Source organism: Frigoribacterium endophyticum (assembly GCF_011759585.1).
Lineage (GTDB): Bacteria > Actinomycetota > Actinomycetes > Actinomycetales > Microbacteriaceae > Frigoribacterium > Frigoribacterium endophyticum.
Map to the genome: position 1 here is coordinate 127424 of NZ_JAAOYV010000003.1, position 16962 is coordinate 144385.

The following is a 16962-nucleotide window of genomic DNA, read 5'->3' on the forward strand; positions in this document are numbered from 1 at the left end:
GCCGGGGGCGTCGACGGCGCCTAGAGCTCGGAGGGCACGACGTCGCTCTCGAGCGGCTCGGCCCGGACGAGCTCGTGCACCCCGCTCAGCACCTCGTTGGGCCGGAACGGGTACCGGTCGATCTCGGCCTGGTCGCTGATCCCGGTCATGACGAGGATGGTGTGCAGGCCCGCCTCGATGCCGGCCATGATGTCGGTGTCCATCCGGTCGCCGATCATCGCGGTGTTCTCGCTGTGCGCCCCGATGCGGTTCATCGCCGACCGGAACATCATCGGGTTCGGCTTGCCCACCACGTAGGGCGTCTTGCCCGTGGCGGCCTGGATCATCGCGGCGATGGCGCCCGTGGCGGGCAGGACGCCCTCGGCGCTCGGCCCCGTCGCGTCCGGGTTCGTCACGATGAACCGCGCCCCGGCCCGGATCAGCCGGACAGCCTTCGTGATGGCGTCGAACGAGTAGTTGCGGGTCTCGCCGACCACGACGTAGTCGGGGGCCGTCTCGGTCATGATGAACCCGGCCTCGTGCATCGCGGTGGTCATGCCCGCCTCGCCGATCACGAAGGCGGAGCCGCCGGGCATCTGCGACCGGCAGAAGTCGGCCGTCGCGAGGGCCGAGGTCCAGATGCGCTCCTCGGGCACGTCGAGCCCGGAGGCGCGGAGGCGCGCGGCCAGGTCGCGCGGCGTGAAGATCGAGTTGTTGGTGAGGACGAGGTAGGGCGTGCCCTCGTCCTGCCACTGCTGGATGAGGTCGGCCGCCCCCGGCAGAGCGTGGTTCTCGTGCACGAGCACGCCGTCCATGTCGGTCAGCCAGCACTCCACGTCGCTTCGATCAGCCATGGCGACACTGTACCGGCGACCACTGTGGCGACGGAGCGGGTCGACGGGGGCATGTACGCACAGGGCATGCAGGCGCTATCCTGTGTTCCACATGTCACGAAGGAGACTCCATGGACACCTCATCGCTGCTCGACACCGTCGCCTCCGTGGCCCTGGTCGACCGCGGCCGCGTGCAGCCCGGCACGGCGCTCGCTGACCTCGGCTGGGACTCCCTCACCGACGTGAGCCTGATCGTCGAGCTCGAGGTCGGGCGCGGGCTCCTCGTCCAGCCCGCCGACCTGGCGTCCTGTCGGACGGTCGACGACGTCCTGGCGGTCGTCCGCGCCGCGGGCCCGACCGTCGACGCCGCGTCGTGACCGTGCCCGTGGCCGTGCCCGTGCACGCGCAGCTGGCCGCCCTCTCGTCGTACCTCCCCGAGGCGGTGCTGACGGACGACGACCTCGTCGCCCAGCACCCCGGCTGGGACGTCGCGCGCGCCGCGGCCAGCACGGGCGTGCACGCCCGGCACGTCGCGGCCCCGGGGGAGTGGACGTCGCACCTGGCGGCGGCCGCCGTCCGGCGGCTGCTCGCCGAGCACGACCTCGACCCCGCGAGCGTCGACGCCCTGATCGTCTGCACCCAGAGCCCCGACCTCGTGCTGCCCGCCACGGCCTGCCTCGTCCAGGAGCGTGCGGGCCTCGGGTCGCACGTCGCGGCGCTCGACGTCTCGCTCGGCTGCTCGGGGTGGGTCTACGGCCTCGCGCTCGCCCGGGGCCTCGTCGAGACGGGGCAGGCGGAGCGCGTGGTGCTCGTCACGGCCGACGCCCTGACGCGCCTCGTGAACCCCGGCGACCCGCAGCTCCGGGTGCTCTTCGGCGACGCGGCGACGGCGGCGCTCGTCACCGGGGGCGCCGACGGCCCGCGGTTCCTCGGCGCCACCTTCGGCACGGACGGGCGGGGGGTCCGCCACCTGCTCGCGGTCAACGGCGGCCTAGCCTCGGGCGAGGAGCGCGCGCCGGGGTCGTCGCCGGAGGCGCGGGGGCTGACCCCGTCGGGCCGTGACGTCCACATGGACGGCCCCGAGGTGTTCGCCTTCACCCTGCGCACGGTCCCGGGGGCCCTCGACACCTGCCTCCGACGGGCGGGGCTGACCGTCGACGACGTCGACCTCTTCGTCTTCCACCAGGCCAACGCGGTGATGCTGGAGAGCCTCCGGCGCCGCATCGGCCTCCCGCGGGAGAAGTTCATGGTCGACCTAGCCACGACGGGCAACACGGCCTCGTCGTCCGTGCCCCTCGCGCTGCAGGCCGCCGTCCGTGCCGGGCGTGCGGGGACGGGCGACCGGGTCGCCCTGGTGGGCTTCGGCATCGGCTACTCGTGGGCCGCCGTCGTCGTCCGGCTCTGAGGGGGCTGTCGGTGGATCAACCGGTCTGCTAATGTATCAATAGCACATCAGCCATGTCCCCGCGCGGGGGCTCGACCCGAAGGGCCCTCCCGTGGAGACCTCCGACCTGCTCGCCCTCGTCCACGACCTCGTCGAGGCCGACGTCAGCGTCACGGCGCTCTCGCTCGACGACCAGCTCGACGACCTCGGCTGGGACTCCCTGTCGAACGTCGAGTTCATCGCCCGGGTCGACGTCGCCCTCGGCGTCACCGTCGACGCGCAGCGCCTCGCCGACTGCACCACCGTCCGCGACCTGCACGACCTCACCCTCCCGTCCGTCGCGTGACCACCTCGACCGCCCCGCTCGTCCTCGTGACCGGCGCCTCGTCCGGCATCGGGCGTGCCACGGCGCTCGACCTGGCCGCGAGGGGCCACCGGATCGCCGCGGCCGGCCGCGACGTCGACCGGCTCGCCGCCGTCCTGGCGGAGCTCCCGGGCGAGGGTCACGCTTCCTGGGTCGCCGACCTCGCCGACCCCGACGCCTGCAGCACCCTCGTCGACCGCGTCGTCACCGACCAGGGGCCCCTGAGCGGGCTGGCGCACTGCGCCGGCGTCCAGGCCGTCCAGCCCGTCCGCGCGTCGTCGGCCGAGCTGGTCGACCAGATGCTGACGATCAACGTGCTGTCGGCGCTGCAGCTCACGCGGGCGTTCCGCCGGCGGTCCTGCCGGGTGGAGGGCGCCTCCGTCGTCCTGGTCTCGTCGGTGCTGGGCCTCGTCGGCCAGCCCGGCGCAGCCGCGTACTCCGCCTCGAAGGGGGCCGTCGTCACGATGACCAAGTCGTTGGCGCTCGAGCTGGCCCGGGAGTCCATCCGGGTCAACTGCGTCTGCCCGGGCACCGTGGTGACGCCGATGATCGACCAGCTGCGGCGCGCCATCGGGCCGGAGGGGCTCCAGCGGGTCGTCGACGCCCACCCTCTCGGCCTGGGCCGCGCGGAGGACGTCGCGGCCGCCGTGCGCTTCCTGCTCTCGGACGACGCGGGGTGGATCACCGGCAGTTCGCTCGTCGTCGACGGCGGGTACACGGCGCGATGACCTCGCCACCGTCCGCCGCGGATCGTGGCCGCCTCGTCCTCGTCGGGGCCGGAGGTGCCGGGCACGAGGTCGCTGCGATGATCTCGTCCGCGGTCGGCTGGCGCGACGCACGAGGCATCGGCGACGTGGTGTTCGTCGACGACGTCGCCCGCGGACCGGGCGTCGTCTCGACCGTCGAGGCGCACGGGCCCCGGCCCGGCGACCTCGTCCTCTGCACCATCGCCGACCCGTCCGCCCGGCGCCGGGTGACGGGGGCGCTCGCGGAGAAGGGCGCCGTCTTCACGACCTTCGTGCACGAGACCGTCATCCTCCTGGCCGGGGCGGAGCTCGGCCACGGATCGGTGCTCTTCCCCCACGTGGTCGTGTCGACCTCGACGCGCATCGGCCGTCACGCCCTGCTCAACACCGGGGCCCTCGTCGGCCACCACGTCGTCGTCGGCGACCACGTCTCCGTCCACGGGTACGCCCAGCTGCTGGGCGCCGTGACAGTCGGCGACGGCGCGGTCGTGGGCAGCTCGGCCACCGTCCTGCCGCGAGCGCGCGTCGGGGCCGGAGCGACGGTCGGGGCCGGGAGCGTCGTGCTCCGACGGGTCGCGCCCGGCGACACCGTCTTCGGCAACCCGGCGGTCGTGGTGACCTCCGCCGGCCGCGCGGCGGGGAGTCCGTGACCGCGCCGCGGCGGTTCGCCGCCCTCCGAGCGGTGGCAGGGCACGTGCCCGACACCGTCGTCGACAACGCCCGGCTCGACGCTGAGCTGGCCCCGGTCAGCGTGGCGAAGATCGCGGCGAAGACCGGGATCGACAGACGCCGCGTCGTCGCGCTCGGCGAGACGACCGCCGACCTCGCCGTGGCCGCCGCGGAGGCCCTCTTCCATGAGCAGGGGCTGAAGAGGGCGAGCATCGACTTCGTGCTGCTCTGCACCCAGACGCCCGACCACGCCATGCCGTCGACCTCGTGCCTCGTGCAGGACCGCCTGGGCCTGCGCACCGACGTCGGCGCGTTCGACCTCGGCATGGGCTGCTCGGGCTACGTCTACGGCCTCGGCGCCGCGTCCGCGCTCATCGACTCGGGGCAGGCCGACTCGGTCCTGCTGCTCACCGCCGACACCCTGAGCCGCTACGTGAACCCCTCCGACGCCCCGCTCCGCACGATCTTCGGCGACGGGGCCAGCGCGACCCTCGTCTCCGCGTCGGCCGGGTCGCCGACGTTCCGGGGCTTCAGCTACGGGACGGACGGCTCCGGCGCGCGACACCTCATCGTGCCCACCGGCGGCCTCGCCGACGGCGACCGTCTCGCTCCTGCGGCGTCGCCGGAGGCGCGGGGCCTCGAGAGCAACGGTCACGACCTCTTCATGGACGGCGCCGAGGTCTTCGGCTTCGCGCTGCGCGCGGTGCCGCGAGCGGTCGCGGAGACCCTCGCCCGCGCCGATCTCACCCTCGACGACATCGACGCCGTCGTGCTGCACCAGGCGAACGCCTTCATGCTCGAGACGCTGCGACGCAAGCTCGACCTCTCGCCGGAGAAGTTCGTGGTGGAGATGAGCGACGTGGGCAACACGACGTCGTCGTCGATCCCCCTGGCCCTGGCGGCGGCCCTGCAGACGGGCCAGGTCCGCCCGGGCATGCGGCTCCTCCTGGTCGGCTTCGGCGTCGGTCTCTCCTGGGGGGCCGTGGTCGTCGACCTCTGACGCCCGCCGGGCGACGAGGGGGATCGACGCCGCGGCCCGTTCGTCAGCGCGCATCCAGCACGGGTCGGGCTGGACCTTCAGGCGCGGCGCTCGTCGGCGGCCCGGCGCGGTGCCGCCCGGCGACCGCGGGCGCGACGCTCGGAGCCCGTCGAGGAGGGGCGGCTCACCGGGGTCTCGGACATCGCCGAGACCGACGGCGTGGGCGCCGCGGCCGCGGGGGCCGGTGCCGACGTCGCGGTGCGCTCGGCCGGTCCCTGCGTCACGACCGGTGCGTAGGGGGCGCTGTAGGCACCTCCTCGGCCGACCGGGTGCATGGTCAGGACGACGCCGACCACCCGCGTGCCGATGCGGTGCAGGTGGGCGAGGGCCTCCTCCAGGCGGGCCCTCGGGGTGTGGCCGAGCGCGGCGACGACGAGGGCTCCGTCGGCGACGTGGCTGAGGACGGCGGCGTCGGTGACCGGGAGCAGCGGGGGTGCGTCGAAGAGGACGTAGTCGTAGGTCGCCCTCAGCTCGACCAGGAGCTCGCGCATGCGCGTCGAGCCGAGCAGCTCGCTCGCGTTCGGCGGCACCTGGCCCGCGGCGACGACGTCGAGGCCGTCGCGGCCCCAGGGCTGGGCCACGTCGCGGAGCCCCGCCCGGCCGATGAGGACGTCCGTCAGGCCCGCGGCGCCCTCGAGCCCCATCATCTCCGCGAGGCGTGGCCGGCGGAGGTCGGCGTCGACCAACGCCACCCGGGCGCCGGTCTCCGCCAGCGTCACGGCGAGGTTCGCGGTGGTCGTGGTCTTGCCCTCGCCGGGCAGCGCCGAGGTCACCACGACCACCCGGGCGTCGCTGCCCGCGTCGGCGAACTGCAGGCTCGTCCGGAGCGAGCGGTACGCCTCCGCCCTCGTGCCGCGGGGGTCGTGCTGCACGGTCAGCGGGCGGAGCTGGGCGTCGGGGTCGTGGAGCGTCGCCCCGAGGACGGTCTCGCCCGCCGCCTCGACGTCGTCGCCGGAGCGCACCCGCGTGTCGAGCAGGTGCCGGGCGAGGGCGCCCAGGTAGCCGACGGCGGCGCCGAGGGCGAGGCCCAGGGGCAGGTCGCGGGAGGTGCGGGGCGAGACGGGCGCGCTGCTCGCGACCGCGGGCTCCAGCACCTCGAGGCCGACGAGGCTCGCCCCGCCGTCGGGCGAGGCCTCGAGGCTGCCCACCACGACGTCGCGGAAGCTCTCGCTGACCGCGTCGGTGATGAGGGCCGCGCGGGCGGGGTCGGTGTCGCGGACGCTGATGGTCAGGACGACGCTGTTCGCGGCCACCGTCGCGGTGACGGCCTCGGCGAGCTCGCTCGTGCTCATCGGCAGGGCGAGCCGCAGCACGACCGGCTCGAGCACGCGCGAGCTGGTGACGACGTCGGTGTAGCTGCGGACCTTCTGCTGCGCGGCGGCGTTGCCCTGCCCGACCTCGATCGCGGTGCTCGTGCTCGTGCCGCGCACCGAGACGAAGAGCTGCGTGCTCGACTCGTACACCCGCGGGGAGGCGCCCGAGACGACGGCCGTGACCGCCAGCCCCAGCAGGGTCACGAGGGCGACGAGCCACCAGGAGCGGCGCAGGACGTGGAGGTGGTCGGACAGGGACATCGGCTCTCGCTCCGATCGGGTGCGGACTCTCGACGGCGAGCCGAGCAGTCGGTATTGTACATGTGCAACATCACAGGCGGGGGAGTGCCCACGACCTGCCGTCTCCGTCGGAAGGCCGTCGTGCGCGTCGTCTACCTCCACCAGTACTTCCTCACCCCCGCGCAGGCCGGCGGGGTGCGGTCGTTCCACGTCGCGACGGCCCTCGCGCGCCGCGGGCACGACGTCCACGTCGTGACGGCCACGCCGCCCGTCGACGCGGTGCCCCTCGGCCGCCGGGGCGCGGGCGGCGACGAGGTCCACGACGGCGTCACGGTCCACCGGGTCCCCGTCGACTACGACGCCGCCATGGGCGACCGGCGCCGCATCGTGGCGTTCCTCGCCTTCGCCCTCCGCTCCTCCCGCCTCGCCCGCTCGCTCCGCGGCGACGTCGTCGTGGCGACCAGCACCCCGCTCACGATCGCCGTGCCGGGCATCGCGGCGACCCTCCTCCGCCGCGCCCCGCTCGTCTTCGAGGTGCGTGACAGCTGGCCCGAGGTGCCCATCGCGATGGGGGCGCTGCGGCACCCCGTCCTGCGAGCGTCCGCGCGCCTCCTCGAGCGCCTGGCCTACGCCTCGTCGTCGACCGTGGTGGCCCTCTCCCCCGACATGGCCGACTCGGTGGTCCGCACGGGGCACCCCCGTGGCCGCACCGTGGTGGTGCCGAACATGAGCGACCTCGGGCGGTTCGACCCGGCCCGCGCCCGGCCGGAGGCCTTCACGGGCCGCCACCCGCGCCTCCTCGGGCGTCGCCTGGCCGTCTACTGCGGCACCTTCGGGCGGGCCAACGGGCTCGACCACCTGGTCGACGTCGCCGTGGAGCTCGACCGGCGGGGCCACGACCTGGTCGTCGTGCTGCTCGGGGCGGGGGCCGAGAAGGAGGCGGTGCGCGAGCGGGCGCGTCGGCTCGGAGTCCTCGACCGGTCGCTCGTCGTCCTCGACGCCGTGGCCAAGGCCGACCTGCCCGACGTCCTCGCGGCGTCGACGATCGCGCTCAGCTCGTTCGCCGACGTGCCGGCCCTGCGGGCGAACAGCGCGAACAAGTACTTCGACGCGCTCGCCGCGGCGCGGCCCGTCGCGGTCACCATCGGGGGCTGGCAGGCGGAGGCGCTGGTCGAGACGGGCGCGGGCCTCCAGCTGGCTCGTGACCCCGGCCGGGCTGCCCGTGCGCTCGCCGACTTCGTCGACGACGACGCCGGGCTCCGGCGGGCGGGGCAGGCGGCCCGGCGCCTGGCGGAGGAGCGCTACGCCCAGCCCCTGCTGGTCGCCCGGCTCTGCGACGTCGTCGAGCGCGACGCCGCGAGTGCGGCGTCGCGCTCGGGTCGGCGTCGGCGTCGAGGCCGCGGGGCCGGCCGCGGCTAGGCCGTCGCGACGCGGCGCTCGCCCGCCGGGGGAGGGTCGCTCGTCATCGACCGCACGTCGAGGTCGCCGGCGGCGAGGGGCGGCACGACGGTGTGCGAGATGAGCGGATGGACAGGCCGCTCGTCGACCTCGCCCGCCCCCGTGAGCTCCTCGTGGAGCTTCTCGCCCGGCCGCAGGCCCGTGAACACGACCTCGACGTCACGCCCCGACAGGGCGATCATCCGCTCGGCGACGTCGAGCACCCGCACGGGTTCTCCCATGTCGAGCACGAGGACCTCGCCGGGCCCGCCGATGGCCCCGGCCTGCAGCACGAGCTGGCACGCCTCGGGGATGGTCATGAAGAAGCGCGTCGCCTCCGGGTGCGTGACCGTGAGGGGTCGACCCGCCGCGATCAGGTCGCGGAACAGCGGCACCATGCTGCCGCGGCTGCCCAGGACGTTGCCGAACCGCACCGAGAGGTAGCGACGGCCGGTGGCCTCGGCGGCGTGCGCCGTGAGCCGTTCGGCCACGCGCTTCGAGCGGCCGAGCACGCTGGTGGGGTTCGCCGCCTTGTCGGTGGAGATGGTCACGAACGTCTCGACGTCGACGGCCTGCGCGGCCTCCAGCACGTGGAGCGTGCCCATCACGTTGGTCTGCCAGGCCTCGCCGGGGTACTGCTCCAGCAGCGGCAGGTGCTTGAGGGCCGCGGCGTGGAACACCACCTCGGGGCGACGGGCCCGGAAGACGGCGCCGAGCGCGACGGGGTCGCGGATGTCGGCGAGGACGACCTCGCGGGTGTCGAGCAGGCCGTGGCCGGCGAGCGACACCTGGACGGACTGCAGGGCGGTCTCGTCGCGGTCGAGCAGCATGAGCTCCGCCGGGCCGAGCGCCGCCAGCTGGCGGCAGAGCTCGCTGCCGATGGAGCCGCCCGCCCCGGTGACGAGCACCCGTCGGCCCCGGACGCTCGCGGCCACCGCCGCGACGTCGGTCTCGACCGGGCGCCGCCCGACGAGGTCCTCGAGCGAGACGTCTCGGAGGTCGGCGACGCCCGACCTGCCCTCGAGGATCTCGTCGATGGTGGGGACGGTCAGCACGCGGAGGCCCGCCGACTCGCCGTGGTCGGTCAGCTCGCGGACCAGGGCGGCGTCGGCCCGGGCCATCGCGAGCACGAGGGTGCCGGCGCCCGTGCGGGCCGCGGCCTCGGCCAGCACCTCACGCCCGCCGAGCACCTTGAGCCCCGCGATCCGCATGCCGTGCGTGGCCGGGTCGTCGTCGAGCAGGGCGACGGGGCGGTGTCGGCAGGTCGGGTCGGTGAGCATCCGCCGCACGACGTGCTCGCCCACCGACCCCGCGCCCAGCACGAGAGCCGGCGTCGGAGCGCCGCGGGGGCGGAGGCGTGCCTCGAGGCGGCCGCGGAGGAGCGCCCGGGCGGCGCCCATCCCGAGGACGGCGACGCCGAGCGCGACGAGGGGCAGGGCCGGCGGCCAGTCGAGCCAGGGGCCGAGCCGCGAGGGCGAGACCAGGGGCACCAGCGAGACGGCGGCCGCGACGGCCGCGGCGCAGGCGACGAGGCCGCGGGCCTCGGCGGCGCTGCCGGCCACCCACCGGGGGCGGTAGAGGCCCCAGGCCGTGCCGACGGCGAACTGTGCGACGGCGGCCGTGACGGCGCAGGCGGCGACGTGCGACGCCGTGCCCGGCCCGACGAGGTCGACGAGCACGGCCACGGTCGCGACGGCCACGAGCCAGGCCGCCCCGTCGGCCGTCACGAGGGCGGCGCGGACGGCGGCGGCGCTGCCCGGCCAGCCGGGGCGCGCAGGGGGAGCGGGGTCGAGGTCGGTCTCGCTGATGGGGCACCTCTGCGGGTCGGGCCGGCGCTCGTCGATCGGCTCCGGCAGAGTAACATTCCACGTGTCACACGTGCAATGACCGATCGGTCTGCGGGCCCCCTCGCCGGCCGCCGTACCCTGGGGTCGTGCCCGTCGACGACCCCCGTCCCTCCCCGCTCCCGAGCGACCCCGACGAGCCCCTGCTCACGCACGGGGTCGGCCCCTGGCCCGGAGGCGAGGCCGCCTGGCCCGACGACACCCGGTACGACCCTGAGCTCCTCCGCGACGGCGACTCCCGGAACGTCGTCGACCGGTACCGCTGGTGGAGCATGGAGGCGATCGTCGCCGACCTCGACGAGCACCGGCACCCCTTCCACGTCGCCGTCGAGAACTGGCAGCACGACATGAACATCGGCTCCATCGTGCGCAGCGCCAACGCCTTCGCGGCCGACACCGTGCACATCGTCGGTCGCCGCCGCTGGAACAAGCGCGGCGCGATGGTGACCGACCGCTACCAGCACGTCGTCCACCACCCCGACGTCGAGACGTTCGTGGCCTGGGCGCGCGACCACCGCCTCCCCGTCCTCGGCGTCGACAACGTCGAGGGGTCGGTGCCCGTCGAGACCTTCGACCTGCCCGAGCGCTGCGTGCTGCTCTTCGGCCAGGAGGGGCCGGGCCTCAGCGAGGAGGCGGTGGCCGCCTCGGAGGCGCTGCTCGCGATCTCGCAGTTCGGCTCGACCCGCAGCCTCAACGCGAGCGCGGCGGCGGCCGTGGTCATGCACGCCTGGGTGCGGCAGCACCGCTTCTGACCCGCGCCGCGGCGGGCCGGGGGGAGTCGCGGGCCGGGTCGTCCGGGAGCACGGGCTACCGTGGGGGCATGCCCTCCCAGAACCTCCTCGGCGTGCCCGAGACGCTGCTGCCCGCCGAGCCCGACGTGCTCGCCGACCTCGACGCCCTCGAGCTGGCCGAGGCCGTCGTGGCCCACCCCACGTCGTCGCTCGCCTGGGCGCTGCTCAGCGACGAGGCCGCCGGCCGGGGCGCCGACCTCGAGGCCTACGCGTACGCGCGCGTCGGCTACCACCGCGGTCTCGACTCGCTGCGCCGGGCGGGCTGGCGGGGCCAGGGGCCCGTGCCGTGGTCGCACGAGCCCAACCGCGGCGTCCTGCGCTCGCTCTGGGCGCTCCGCCGCGGCGCCGCCGCCATCGGCGAGGCCGACGAGGTCGAGCGCCTGACGACCTTCCTCGACGACGCCGACCCGGCCGCCGCCCCGGCGCTCGAGGCCGAGCGCTCCTGAGGCCCGGCCGCTAGCCGATCAGCGACGGCCTCAGGTCGCGCAGCGTGCGGCGACGGGTCATCCGCCGCGTCGCGAGCAGCGAGAGCAGCAGCGCGCCGAGGCCCCAGAGAGCGAGCACGCCCGCGTCGCCCCAGGCCGTGGCCGTGCTGCCGCCGTACATCAGCTGGCGGAGGCCGTCGGTCGCGTAGCTCATCGGCAGCACGAAGTGCAGGGCGGCGAGCGGCGCCGGCAGCGTCTGCCACGGGAAGGTGCCGCCCGCGGTCACGAGCTGCACGACCATGAGCACGAGGCCGAGGAACTGCCCCACGCTGCCGAGCAGCACGTTGAGGGTCATGATGATCGCCGCGAAGGTGACCGAGGCGAGGGCCATCAGGCCGATCGTCGCCCAGGGGTGCACGACGTCGAAGCCGAGCGCGAACCGCACGATCGTGAAGAGCGCGAGCATCTGGACGACGCCGAGCAGCGCGGGGGCCGCCCAGCCCGCCACGACCACGCGCCCGGGGGCGCGCACCGCGGTGACGGCGCGCTTCGAGAACGGCCTGACGATCAGGAAGAGCGCGTAGATGCCGATCCAGGCCGCGAGGCTGATGAAGAACGGTGCGAGCCCGGCGCCGTAGGTGCCGGCGCTCGTGACGGCCTGGTCGGAGACGGACACCGGGTCGCTGATGGCCTCCGACTGCGCGTCGCGGGTCTGCTCGGTGCTCGCGGGGATCTCGCCGAGGCCGGTCTGCAGCCCGTCGCGGAGCTGCGTCGCGCCCGTGTCGAGCGCGCCGAGCCCCTCGCGGAGGCTCACCGTGCCGTCGCTCAGCGTGTGCAGCCCGCTCGAGAGCCCGGCGGCGCCGGTGTCGAGGGTGCCGAGCCCCGTGGCGAGCGAGTCGGCGCCCGTGGCGGCCGACGCGGCGCCCGCGTCGAGCTGTCGTGCCCCGGCGGCGGCGTCGGAGATCCCCGTCGCGAGGGCGGGGGCCTGCGCGTCGAGCGCGGCGGCGCCGTCCGAGACCTGCCGCGCGCCGGTGGCGAGCTGCCCGACCTGGGCGGCCAGCCCCTGCGCCTGGGTGTTCGCGTCGCTCAGCGACTGCGAGAGCGGGGCGAAGTAGCTCGCCACCTCGGCCGCTGACGCCGCCGCCTCCTCCGGGGTCTGGCCCTGCCCGACGAAGTACTCGACGAGCTGCTGCCCGATCGCCTGCTGCGTCGCCGGGGCGGCGTCGATGGCGGCCTGGCTCGCCGTCGCGGCCTGGGCGACTCCGGCGGCCAGGGCCTCGTTCCCGTCGGCGACCTGATCGGCGCCGGTCGCGAGCTGGTGCGCGCTGTCCGGCAGCGTCGACGTCGCGGTCTCGAGCTGGTCGAGCCCGCTCGACAGCGTCGTGGCCCCGGCGCTCAGCTCGTCCGTGCCGTCGGAGAGCGCCCGGGCGCCCGTCGCGGCCGACGACGCTCCGGCTGAGAGCTCGTCGGCTCCGGCGGAGGCGTCCGAGGCGCCGGTCATCAGCTGGTCGGTGCCCTGTTCCGCGGAGACGACGCCGCCGACGAGCTGGTCGGCACCGTCCGCCGCGTCGCCGATCGACGTCCGGATGTCGGCGAGACCGACGAGCAGCTGGGCCGCCGCCTCCTTGCCGACCTTCTCGGTGACCGAGGCCCGGATCGTCTTGCCGGCCTGACCGGCGATCGTCGTCGCCAGGTAGCTGTTGGTGTCGTTCGTCGCGAGGGTGATCTGCGCCCGCGTCGGGTCGTCGGTCGTGGCGCTGGTGAGGTCGGCGCTGAAGTCGCGCGGGATGGTGAAGGTGAAGTCGTACGTGCCGTCGCGGAGGCCGGCCGCGGCCTCCGCGGCGCTGACCGTGTGCCAGTCGAAGTCGCCGCCGTCGACGACCTCGTCGGTCACCTCGTCGCCGTAGTTCGTCACCGTGCCGTCGACGGTCGTGCCGGCGTCGTCGTTGACGAGCGCCGCGGGCACCTGGTCGAGCTTCGCGTACGGGTCCTGGTTCGCCCAGAGGTAGAGGCCGCCGTAGAGCAGCGGCACGGTCATCAGGGCGACGAGGGCGAGGCGGGCGAGCCCGGTCGACGTGAGCCGTTGCAGCTCGGAGCGGACGAGGGCGATGATCTTCACGAGCGGGGGCTTCCTGGTGTCGGGGCACCGGCGTCGTCGTCGGGACGGGCGGCGGGGTCGAGATCGGTGTCGGTGTCGAGGTCGAGGTCTGTGTCGGTCTCGGGCGTGGCCTCGTCGTCGACCTCGTCGTCCTCGCCCAGGTCGGGGGCGGGCAGGGCGCGCACGCTCGCCAGGGCGGCGACGCCGGTCACGGTCAGCACGACGACCCCGCGGCGGGCCAGGTCGTGCACCACGCCGAGCCAGGCGGCGACGTCGCCGCCGTGCCGCTCGGGGCTGGTGAGCACGAGGCCCTCCACGCCGGGGCGCAGCAGCGCCAGCTCGCAGAGCAGCCGGACGCGCAGCTCGGTCGGCAGCGACGCCAGTCGGGTGCGGCGGTGCTCCGTCAGCCCGACGACGTCGAGGAAGTCGGCGACGGAGGCGCGGCCGGCCCGGTGGCCGGCCAGCGCCAGCTCCTCCCGGGTCACCTGCGCCACGGTCAGCGTGCTGAAGGGCTCGGCCACCGTGGGGGTGTCGACGAGGGCGAAGGAGGCGCGGACCGCGTCGGCGTCCTCGCCCCCGTCGAGCGTCACCCGGCCGCGGTCGGGCGCCATCCGGCCGCCGGCGACGAGGGAGGCGAGCGTGGGAGCGCCCTCCGTCTCGACGGCGACGAAGCCGGGGGCGCGACGGTCGGCCACCGCCGAGACGGCGGGGAGCGGAGCGCCGGGGCCGTCGCCGAGGGCGACCTGGTCGAGTTCGAGTCTCATGCGGCGGGCTCCGGGGTCACGGTGGGGCGGGGGTCGGTGGGGAAGGGGTCGGCGGGCGGCGGCGCGACGGCCAGCTCGGGCGTCGCCCTCACCAGCTCGTCGGCCTCGCGCCAGCCGAGCCCGACCATGGCGAGCACGGCGAGCATCACGAGGCGGTGGCCGTCGGCGCGGTCGAGGTCGCGGGCGGTCGCCTCGTCGAGCACGGTGAGCGCGGCGCCCTCGACGAGCCGGGCCAGCGTGTCGACCGCGATGTCGTCGCGCATGCGCCCGTCGGCCACGCCTCGTCGCACGGTGTCGCGGAGGAACGCCCTCAGCGGCGCCAGCGCGCCGCCGACCTCGGCGGCCAGCGGCCCGCGCACCGTGAGCTGGGCCAGCACGCGTACGTGCTCGACCTCCGACCACAGTCGTGCCCCGAGGGCGGCGAGCTGGACGACCGGGTCGTCGACGGGGTCGGGCAGCGCCGCGACGCCGATGCGGGCGGCGCCGCGCAGCGTGACCTCGCGGACGAGGTCGTCGCGGGTCGCGAAGTGGCCGTAGACGCTGCGGCGCGACAGGCCCGCCTCGGCGGCGATCGCCTCGAGGGGGACGGCCGCGTCGACGTTGAGGAGCCGGACCGCGGCGGCCATCAGGGCCTCTCGGTTGGCGGCGGCGTCGCGGCGGGGCGCTCGCGGGGTCTGCTCGGTCGTGGCCACGAGGTCCATCGTACGATCTTGCACACCAGTGTGCAAGATCAGATGGGGAACGCGGCGACAGAGCAGGGACATGCCCCCAGTTGGTGGGGTGGGTGGATGGCTGCCGAGGCGCGTCCCGCGGGGCGCGCCCGCGCCTCCTCAGGTCTTCGTGGGGCTCTGACCTGGACTTTCCCTCGAGGCGTGTCCTCCTTTCGGCCGACCCAGGTCCATGCGTCTGCATTGTCCACGAAGCGCACCGGCCGCCCGCGGCGCCCCTCCGGCGGCGACACTCGAGACGGGCCCCAGGACGGGTCCGCCGAGGAGACTCGGTCACCGCACGGACGCAGGACACGATGGACCACCGCACCGCCCCCGACGACGCCCCGACCCCGCTCGTCGCCCCCCGCCGCTCCCGAGCCGTGCCCGCGCCCCTCGCGGCGCTGCTCGTCGCCGCGGCCCGACCGCTCTTCCGCGTGCACCTGGAGCTCTACCGCCGCGAGATGGCGTCGTCGATCTTCCCGCGCGACGAGCGCACCCCCCTCATCGCCGGGCCCCGGCCCGAGCGGCTCGCCTTCATCGGCAGCGTCGCGGTCTCCGGCCTCGGCGTGCTGAGCCACGGCATGACGACGTCGAGCCAGACCGCGGCCCGGGTCGCCGACCGGCGCGGCCGCGGCCTCAGCTGGAGCGAGCTCACCTCGCCCGTGCTCACGATGCACACGGCCGCGACGATGCCCTCCCTCACGACGGAGGGCGCCGACGTCGTCGTCGTGCTGCTCGGCATCGCCGACGTGCTCGCGGCGACCAGCGCGACCTCGTGGGAGGCCGACCTGCGCCTGCTCGTCGACCGCGTGCGCGAGGAGGCCGGCCCCGAGGTCGGGGTCGTGGTGGCCGAGCTGCCGCCCATGGCCGAGTTCCGTCCGATCCCGCCCGTCGCCCGCCGCCTCATCACCGCGCAGATCGCACGCCTCGACGCCGCGAGCCGCCGCGTCGCCGCCGGCGACGACGCGGTCACCGTCGTGCCCTTCCCCTCCTGGAGCCTCGACGGCCTCTACGTCCAGGAGCTCTTCTCCTGGGCCTCGATGCACCGCAAGTGGGCCGAGGCTCTGGCCCCCCGGGTGGTGGCAGCTCTCGAGTCGGTCGACGACCGTCGGTCGGCACCGCGACGGCGGCACCGCGCGGCGTCGGCGCTCGCCGGGGCCGTCGCCGCGGAGCTCGCGAGCGTGACGGGTGTCGTGGGCGAGGCGGGCACTGGTGCTCCGGCAGCTGGCCGAGGACGCGCACGGCGACGTGCAGCCCGTGCCGCCGCCGGGGCGCTCTCGGCGTCCTGACCGCCCGCGTGGCCGCTCCTCCCTGACCGCCCGCCCTGCTCCCGCGCCCGGAGCGTCCCCGCGCCCCGACGGCCGCTCGGCGGTGCCGGTGGGTACGGTCGATCGATGACCCTCGCCGACGCCGCCCAGCAGCTCTACGCCCTGGTGCCCGGCGAGTTCGTGGCGGCCCGGGACGCGCTCGCCGCCGAGGTGCGCCGCTCCGGCGACCGCGACCTGGCGGGCAGGATCCGCCGGCTGCCCCGTGCCGCCCCTGCGGCCTGGGCGGTGGACCTGCTCGCCCGCGACGACGCGGGGCGAGGCCTCGCCGGCGCGGCGGCCCTGGGCGACCGGTTCCGCGCGGCGCAGGCGGAGGGCGACCGGGCAGCGCTCGCGACGCTGGCCGACGAGCGGAAGGCCACGCTCGCGCAGCTCCTCGCCCGCGGCCGTGAGCTCGCCGAGCAGGCGGGCGCTCCTCTGGCCGGCCCGGCCGTGGTGGCCCTCGAGCAGACCCTGCGAGCCGTCGTGGCCGACGGCGACGCGGCGGAGGCCGCCCGGTCGGGCGTGCTCGTCCGCGCCCTCGCGGCGGACGGCCTCGAGCCCGCCGCCCTCGACGGGGCCGTGGCCGGCGAGGCCGTCGACCGGCCCCGGCCACGTCGCGCAGGCCCCGGGGCCCCTGGCGGGCCCGAGTCCGCTGCCGGCCCCGACCGAGGGAGCCGGCAGCGGGACGCGCGGCGCGTCGCGCGCGAGGAGCTGCGGCGCGCCGAGCAGGCCGCCGACCGGGCCGAAGCAGACCGGGACGAGGTGGAGTCGCGGGTCGCGGAGCTGGACGACGCCCGCGACCGCGTCGCCGACGACCTGCGTCGGCTGCGCGACGAGTTCGCGGCCGCCGAGGCTCGTCGGGCCGAGCTCGACGACCGCGAGCGGTTCCTGCGCCGGGAGCGTCGCCGAGCCGTCGAGGACGCGACCGCAGCCCGGCGTGAGGCGCAGCGGGCCCGCGAGGCGCTCGAGGGGCTCGACGCCGACTGATCGACGCGGCCCCGGGGGCGCCCGGACTCCGG

17 protein-coding genes are annotated in these 16962 nt (G+C 75.8%); 11 read left to right on the plus strand and 6 right to left on the minus strand.

Annotated elements, in window-relative coordinates:
- Positions 1–20: 20 nt before the first annotated feature.
- The gene (locus FHR77_RS15010; RefSeq protein ID WP_056056078.1) at positions 21–833 is read right to left on the minus strand and encodes an HAD-IIA family hydrolase; all 813 of its coding nucleotides are present in this window, start codon (positions 831–833) and stop codon (positions 21–23) included.
- Between the two features lie 110 nt (positions 834–943).
- Here FHR77_RS15010 and FHR77_RS15015 point away from each other — a divergent pair, with 110 nt between their 5' ends.
- The 6 genes from FHR77_RS15015 to FHR77_RS15040 all read left to right on the plus strand — a co-directional run bounded on the left by FHR77_RS15015 (position 944) and on the right by FHR77_RS15040 (position 4975).
- On the plus strand, positions 944–1189 hold the full coding sequence (locus FHR77_RS15015; protein ID WP_167261631.1) for an acyl carrier protein: 246 nt from the start codon (positions 944–946) through the stop codon (positions 1187–1189).
- On the plus strand, positions 1186–2217 hold the full coding sequence (locus tag FHR77_RS15020) for a 3-oxoacyl-ACP synthase III family protein (protein WP_341777408.1): 1032 nt from the start codon (positions 1186–1188) through the stop codon (positions 2215–2217). Before FHR77_RS15015 ends, FHR77_RS15020 begins: the two co-directional genes overlap by 4 nt.
- A gap of 91 nt (positions 2218–2308) precedes the next feature.
- The gene (locus FHR77_RS15025) at positions 2309–2542 is read left to right on the plus strand and encodes a phosphopantetheine-binding protein (protein WP_167261633.1); all 234 of its coding nucleotides are present in this window, start codon (positions 2309–2311) and stop codon (positions 2540–2542) included.
- The gene (locus FHR77_RS15030; protein WP_167261635.1) at positions 2539–3288 is read left to right on the plus strand and encodes an SDR family oxidoreductase; all 750 of its coding nucleotides are present in this window, start codon (positions 2539–2541) and stop codon (positions 3286–3288) included. The genes FHR77_RS15025 and FHR77_RS15030 overlap by 4 nt, the downstream gene beginning before the upstream one ends.
- A 77-nt stretch (positions 3289–3365) precedes the next feature.
- Complete coding sequence (locus FHR77_RS15035) at positions 3366–3956, plus strand: acetyltransferase (RefSeq protein ID WP_167261636.1); 591 nt, start codon at positions 3366–3368, stop codon at positions 3954–3956.
- Complete coding sequence (locus FHR77_RS15040; protein WP_167261637.1) at positions 3953–4975, plus strand: beta-ketoacyl-ACP synthase 3; 1023 nt, start codon at positions 3953–3955, stop codon at positions 4973–4975. Before FHR77_RS15035 ends, FHR77_RS15040 begins: the two co-directional genes overlap by 4 nt.
- A 77-nt stretch (positions 4976–5052) precedes the next feature.
- On the opposite strand, the gene FHR77_RS15045 is transcribed toward FHR77_RS15040, so the two are convergent.
- Positions 5053–6588 (minus strand): tyrosine-protein kinase domain-containing protein, encoded by a 1536-nt coding sequence (locus FHR77_RS15045; RefSeq protein WP_167261638.1) that lies wholly within the window; start codon positions 6586–6588, stop codon positions 5053–5055.
- Between the two features lie 60 nt (positions 6589–6648).
- On the opposite strand from FHR77_RS15045, the gene FHR77_RS15050 reads away from it, so the two are divergent.
- Positions 6649–7986: a glycosyltransferase family 4 protein gene (locus FHR77_RS15050; RefSeq protein ID WP_167261639.1), complete on the plus strand. Its 1338-nt coding sequence runs from the start codon at positions 6649–6651 to the stop codon at positions 7984–7986.
- On the opposite strand, the gene FHR77_RS15055 is transcribed toward FHR77_RS15050, so the two are convergent.
- Positions 7983–9731, minus strand: coding sequence for a polysaccharide biosynthesis protein (locus FHR77_RS15055; RefSeq protein WP_208381076.1), 1749 nt, complete (start codon positions 9729–9731; stop codon positions 7983–7985). The genes FHR77_RS15050 and FHR77_RS15055 overlap by 4 nt on opposite strands.
- Before the next feature lie 260 nt (positions 9732–9991).
- On the opposite strand from FHR77_RS15055, the gene FHR77_RS15060 reads away from it, so the two are divergent.
- Entirely contained in the window at positions 9992–10600 is a 609-nt protein-coding gene (locus FHR77_RS15060) for a TrmH family RNA methyltransferase (protein WP_208381098.1), read from the plus strand.
- A 68-nt stretch (positions 10601–10668) separates the two neighbouring features.
- The gene (locus FHR77_RS15065; RefSeq protein ID WP_167261641.1) at positions 10669–11085 is read left to right on the plus strand and encodes a DUF3151 domain-containing protein; all 417 of its coding nucleotides are present in this window, start codon (positions 10669–10671) and stop codon (positions 11083–11085) included.
- A 10-nt stretch (positions 11086–11095) separates the two neighbouring features.
- On the opposite strand, the gene FHR77_RS15070 is transcribed toward FHR77_RS15065, so the two are convergent.
- From FHR77_RS15070 to FHR77_RS15080, 3 genes are read right to left on the minus strand one after another with little or no spacing between them, the layout of a single operon-like run.
- A complete protein-coding gene (locus FHR77_RS15070; protein ID WP_167261642.1) occupies positions 11096–13183 on the minus strand; it encodes a YhgE/Pip family protein in 2088 nt (695 codons plus the stop codon).
- Positions 13180–13926, minus strand: a complete 747-nt coding sequence (locus tag FHR77_RS15075; RefSeq protein WP_167261645.1) for a hypothetical protein — start codon at positions 13924–13926, stop codon at positions 13180–13182. Before FHR77_RS15075 ends, FHR77_RS15070 begins: the two co-directional genes overlap by 4 nt.
- Positions 13923–14618 carry a TetR/AcrR family transcriptional regulator gene (locus FHR77_RS15080; RefSeq protein ID WP_341777409.1) on the minus strand — a complete coding sequence of 232 codons (696 nt, stop codon included), beginning with the start codon at positions 14616–14618 and terminating at the stop codon, positions 13923–13925. Before FHR77_RS15080 ends, FHR77_RS15075 begins: the two co-directional genes overlap by 4 nt.
- A gap of 332 nt (positions 14619–14950) precedes the next feature.
- Here FHR77_RS15080 and FHR77_RS15085 point away from each other — a divergent pair, with 332 nt between their 5' ends.
- On the plus strand, positions 14951–15925 hold the full coding sequence (locus FHR77_RS15085) for a GDSL-type esterase/lipase family protein (RefSeq protein WP_167261649.1): 975 nt from the start codon (positions 14951–14953) through the stop codon (positions 15923–15925).
- 105 nt (positions 15926–16030) lie between these two features.
- Positions 16031–16930, plus strand: a complete 900-nt coding sequence (locus FHR77_RS15090) for a hypothetical protein (protein WP_167261651.1) — start codon at positions 16031–16033, stop codon at positions 16928–16930.
- The last annotated feature ends 32 nt before the right edge of the window (positions 16931–16962 follow it).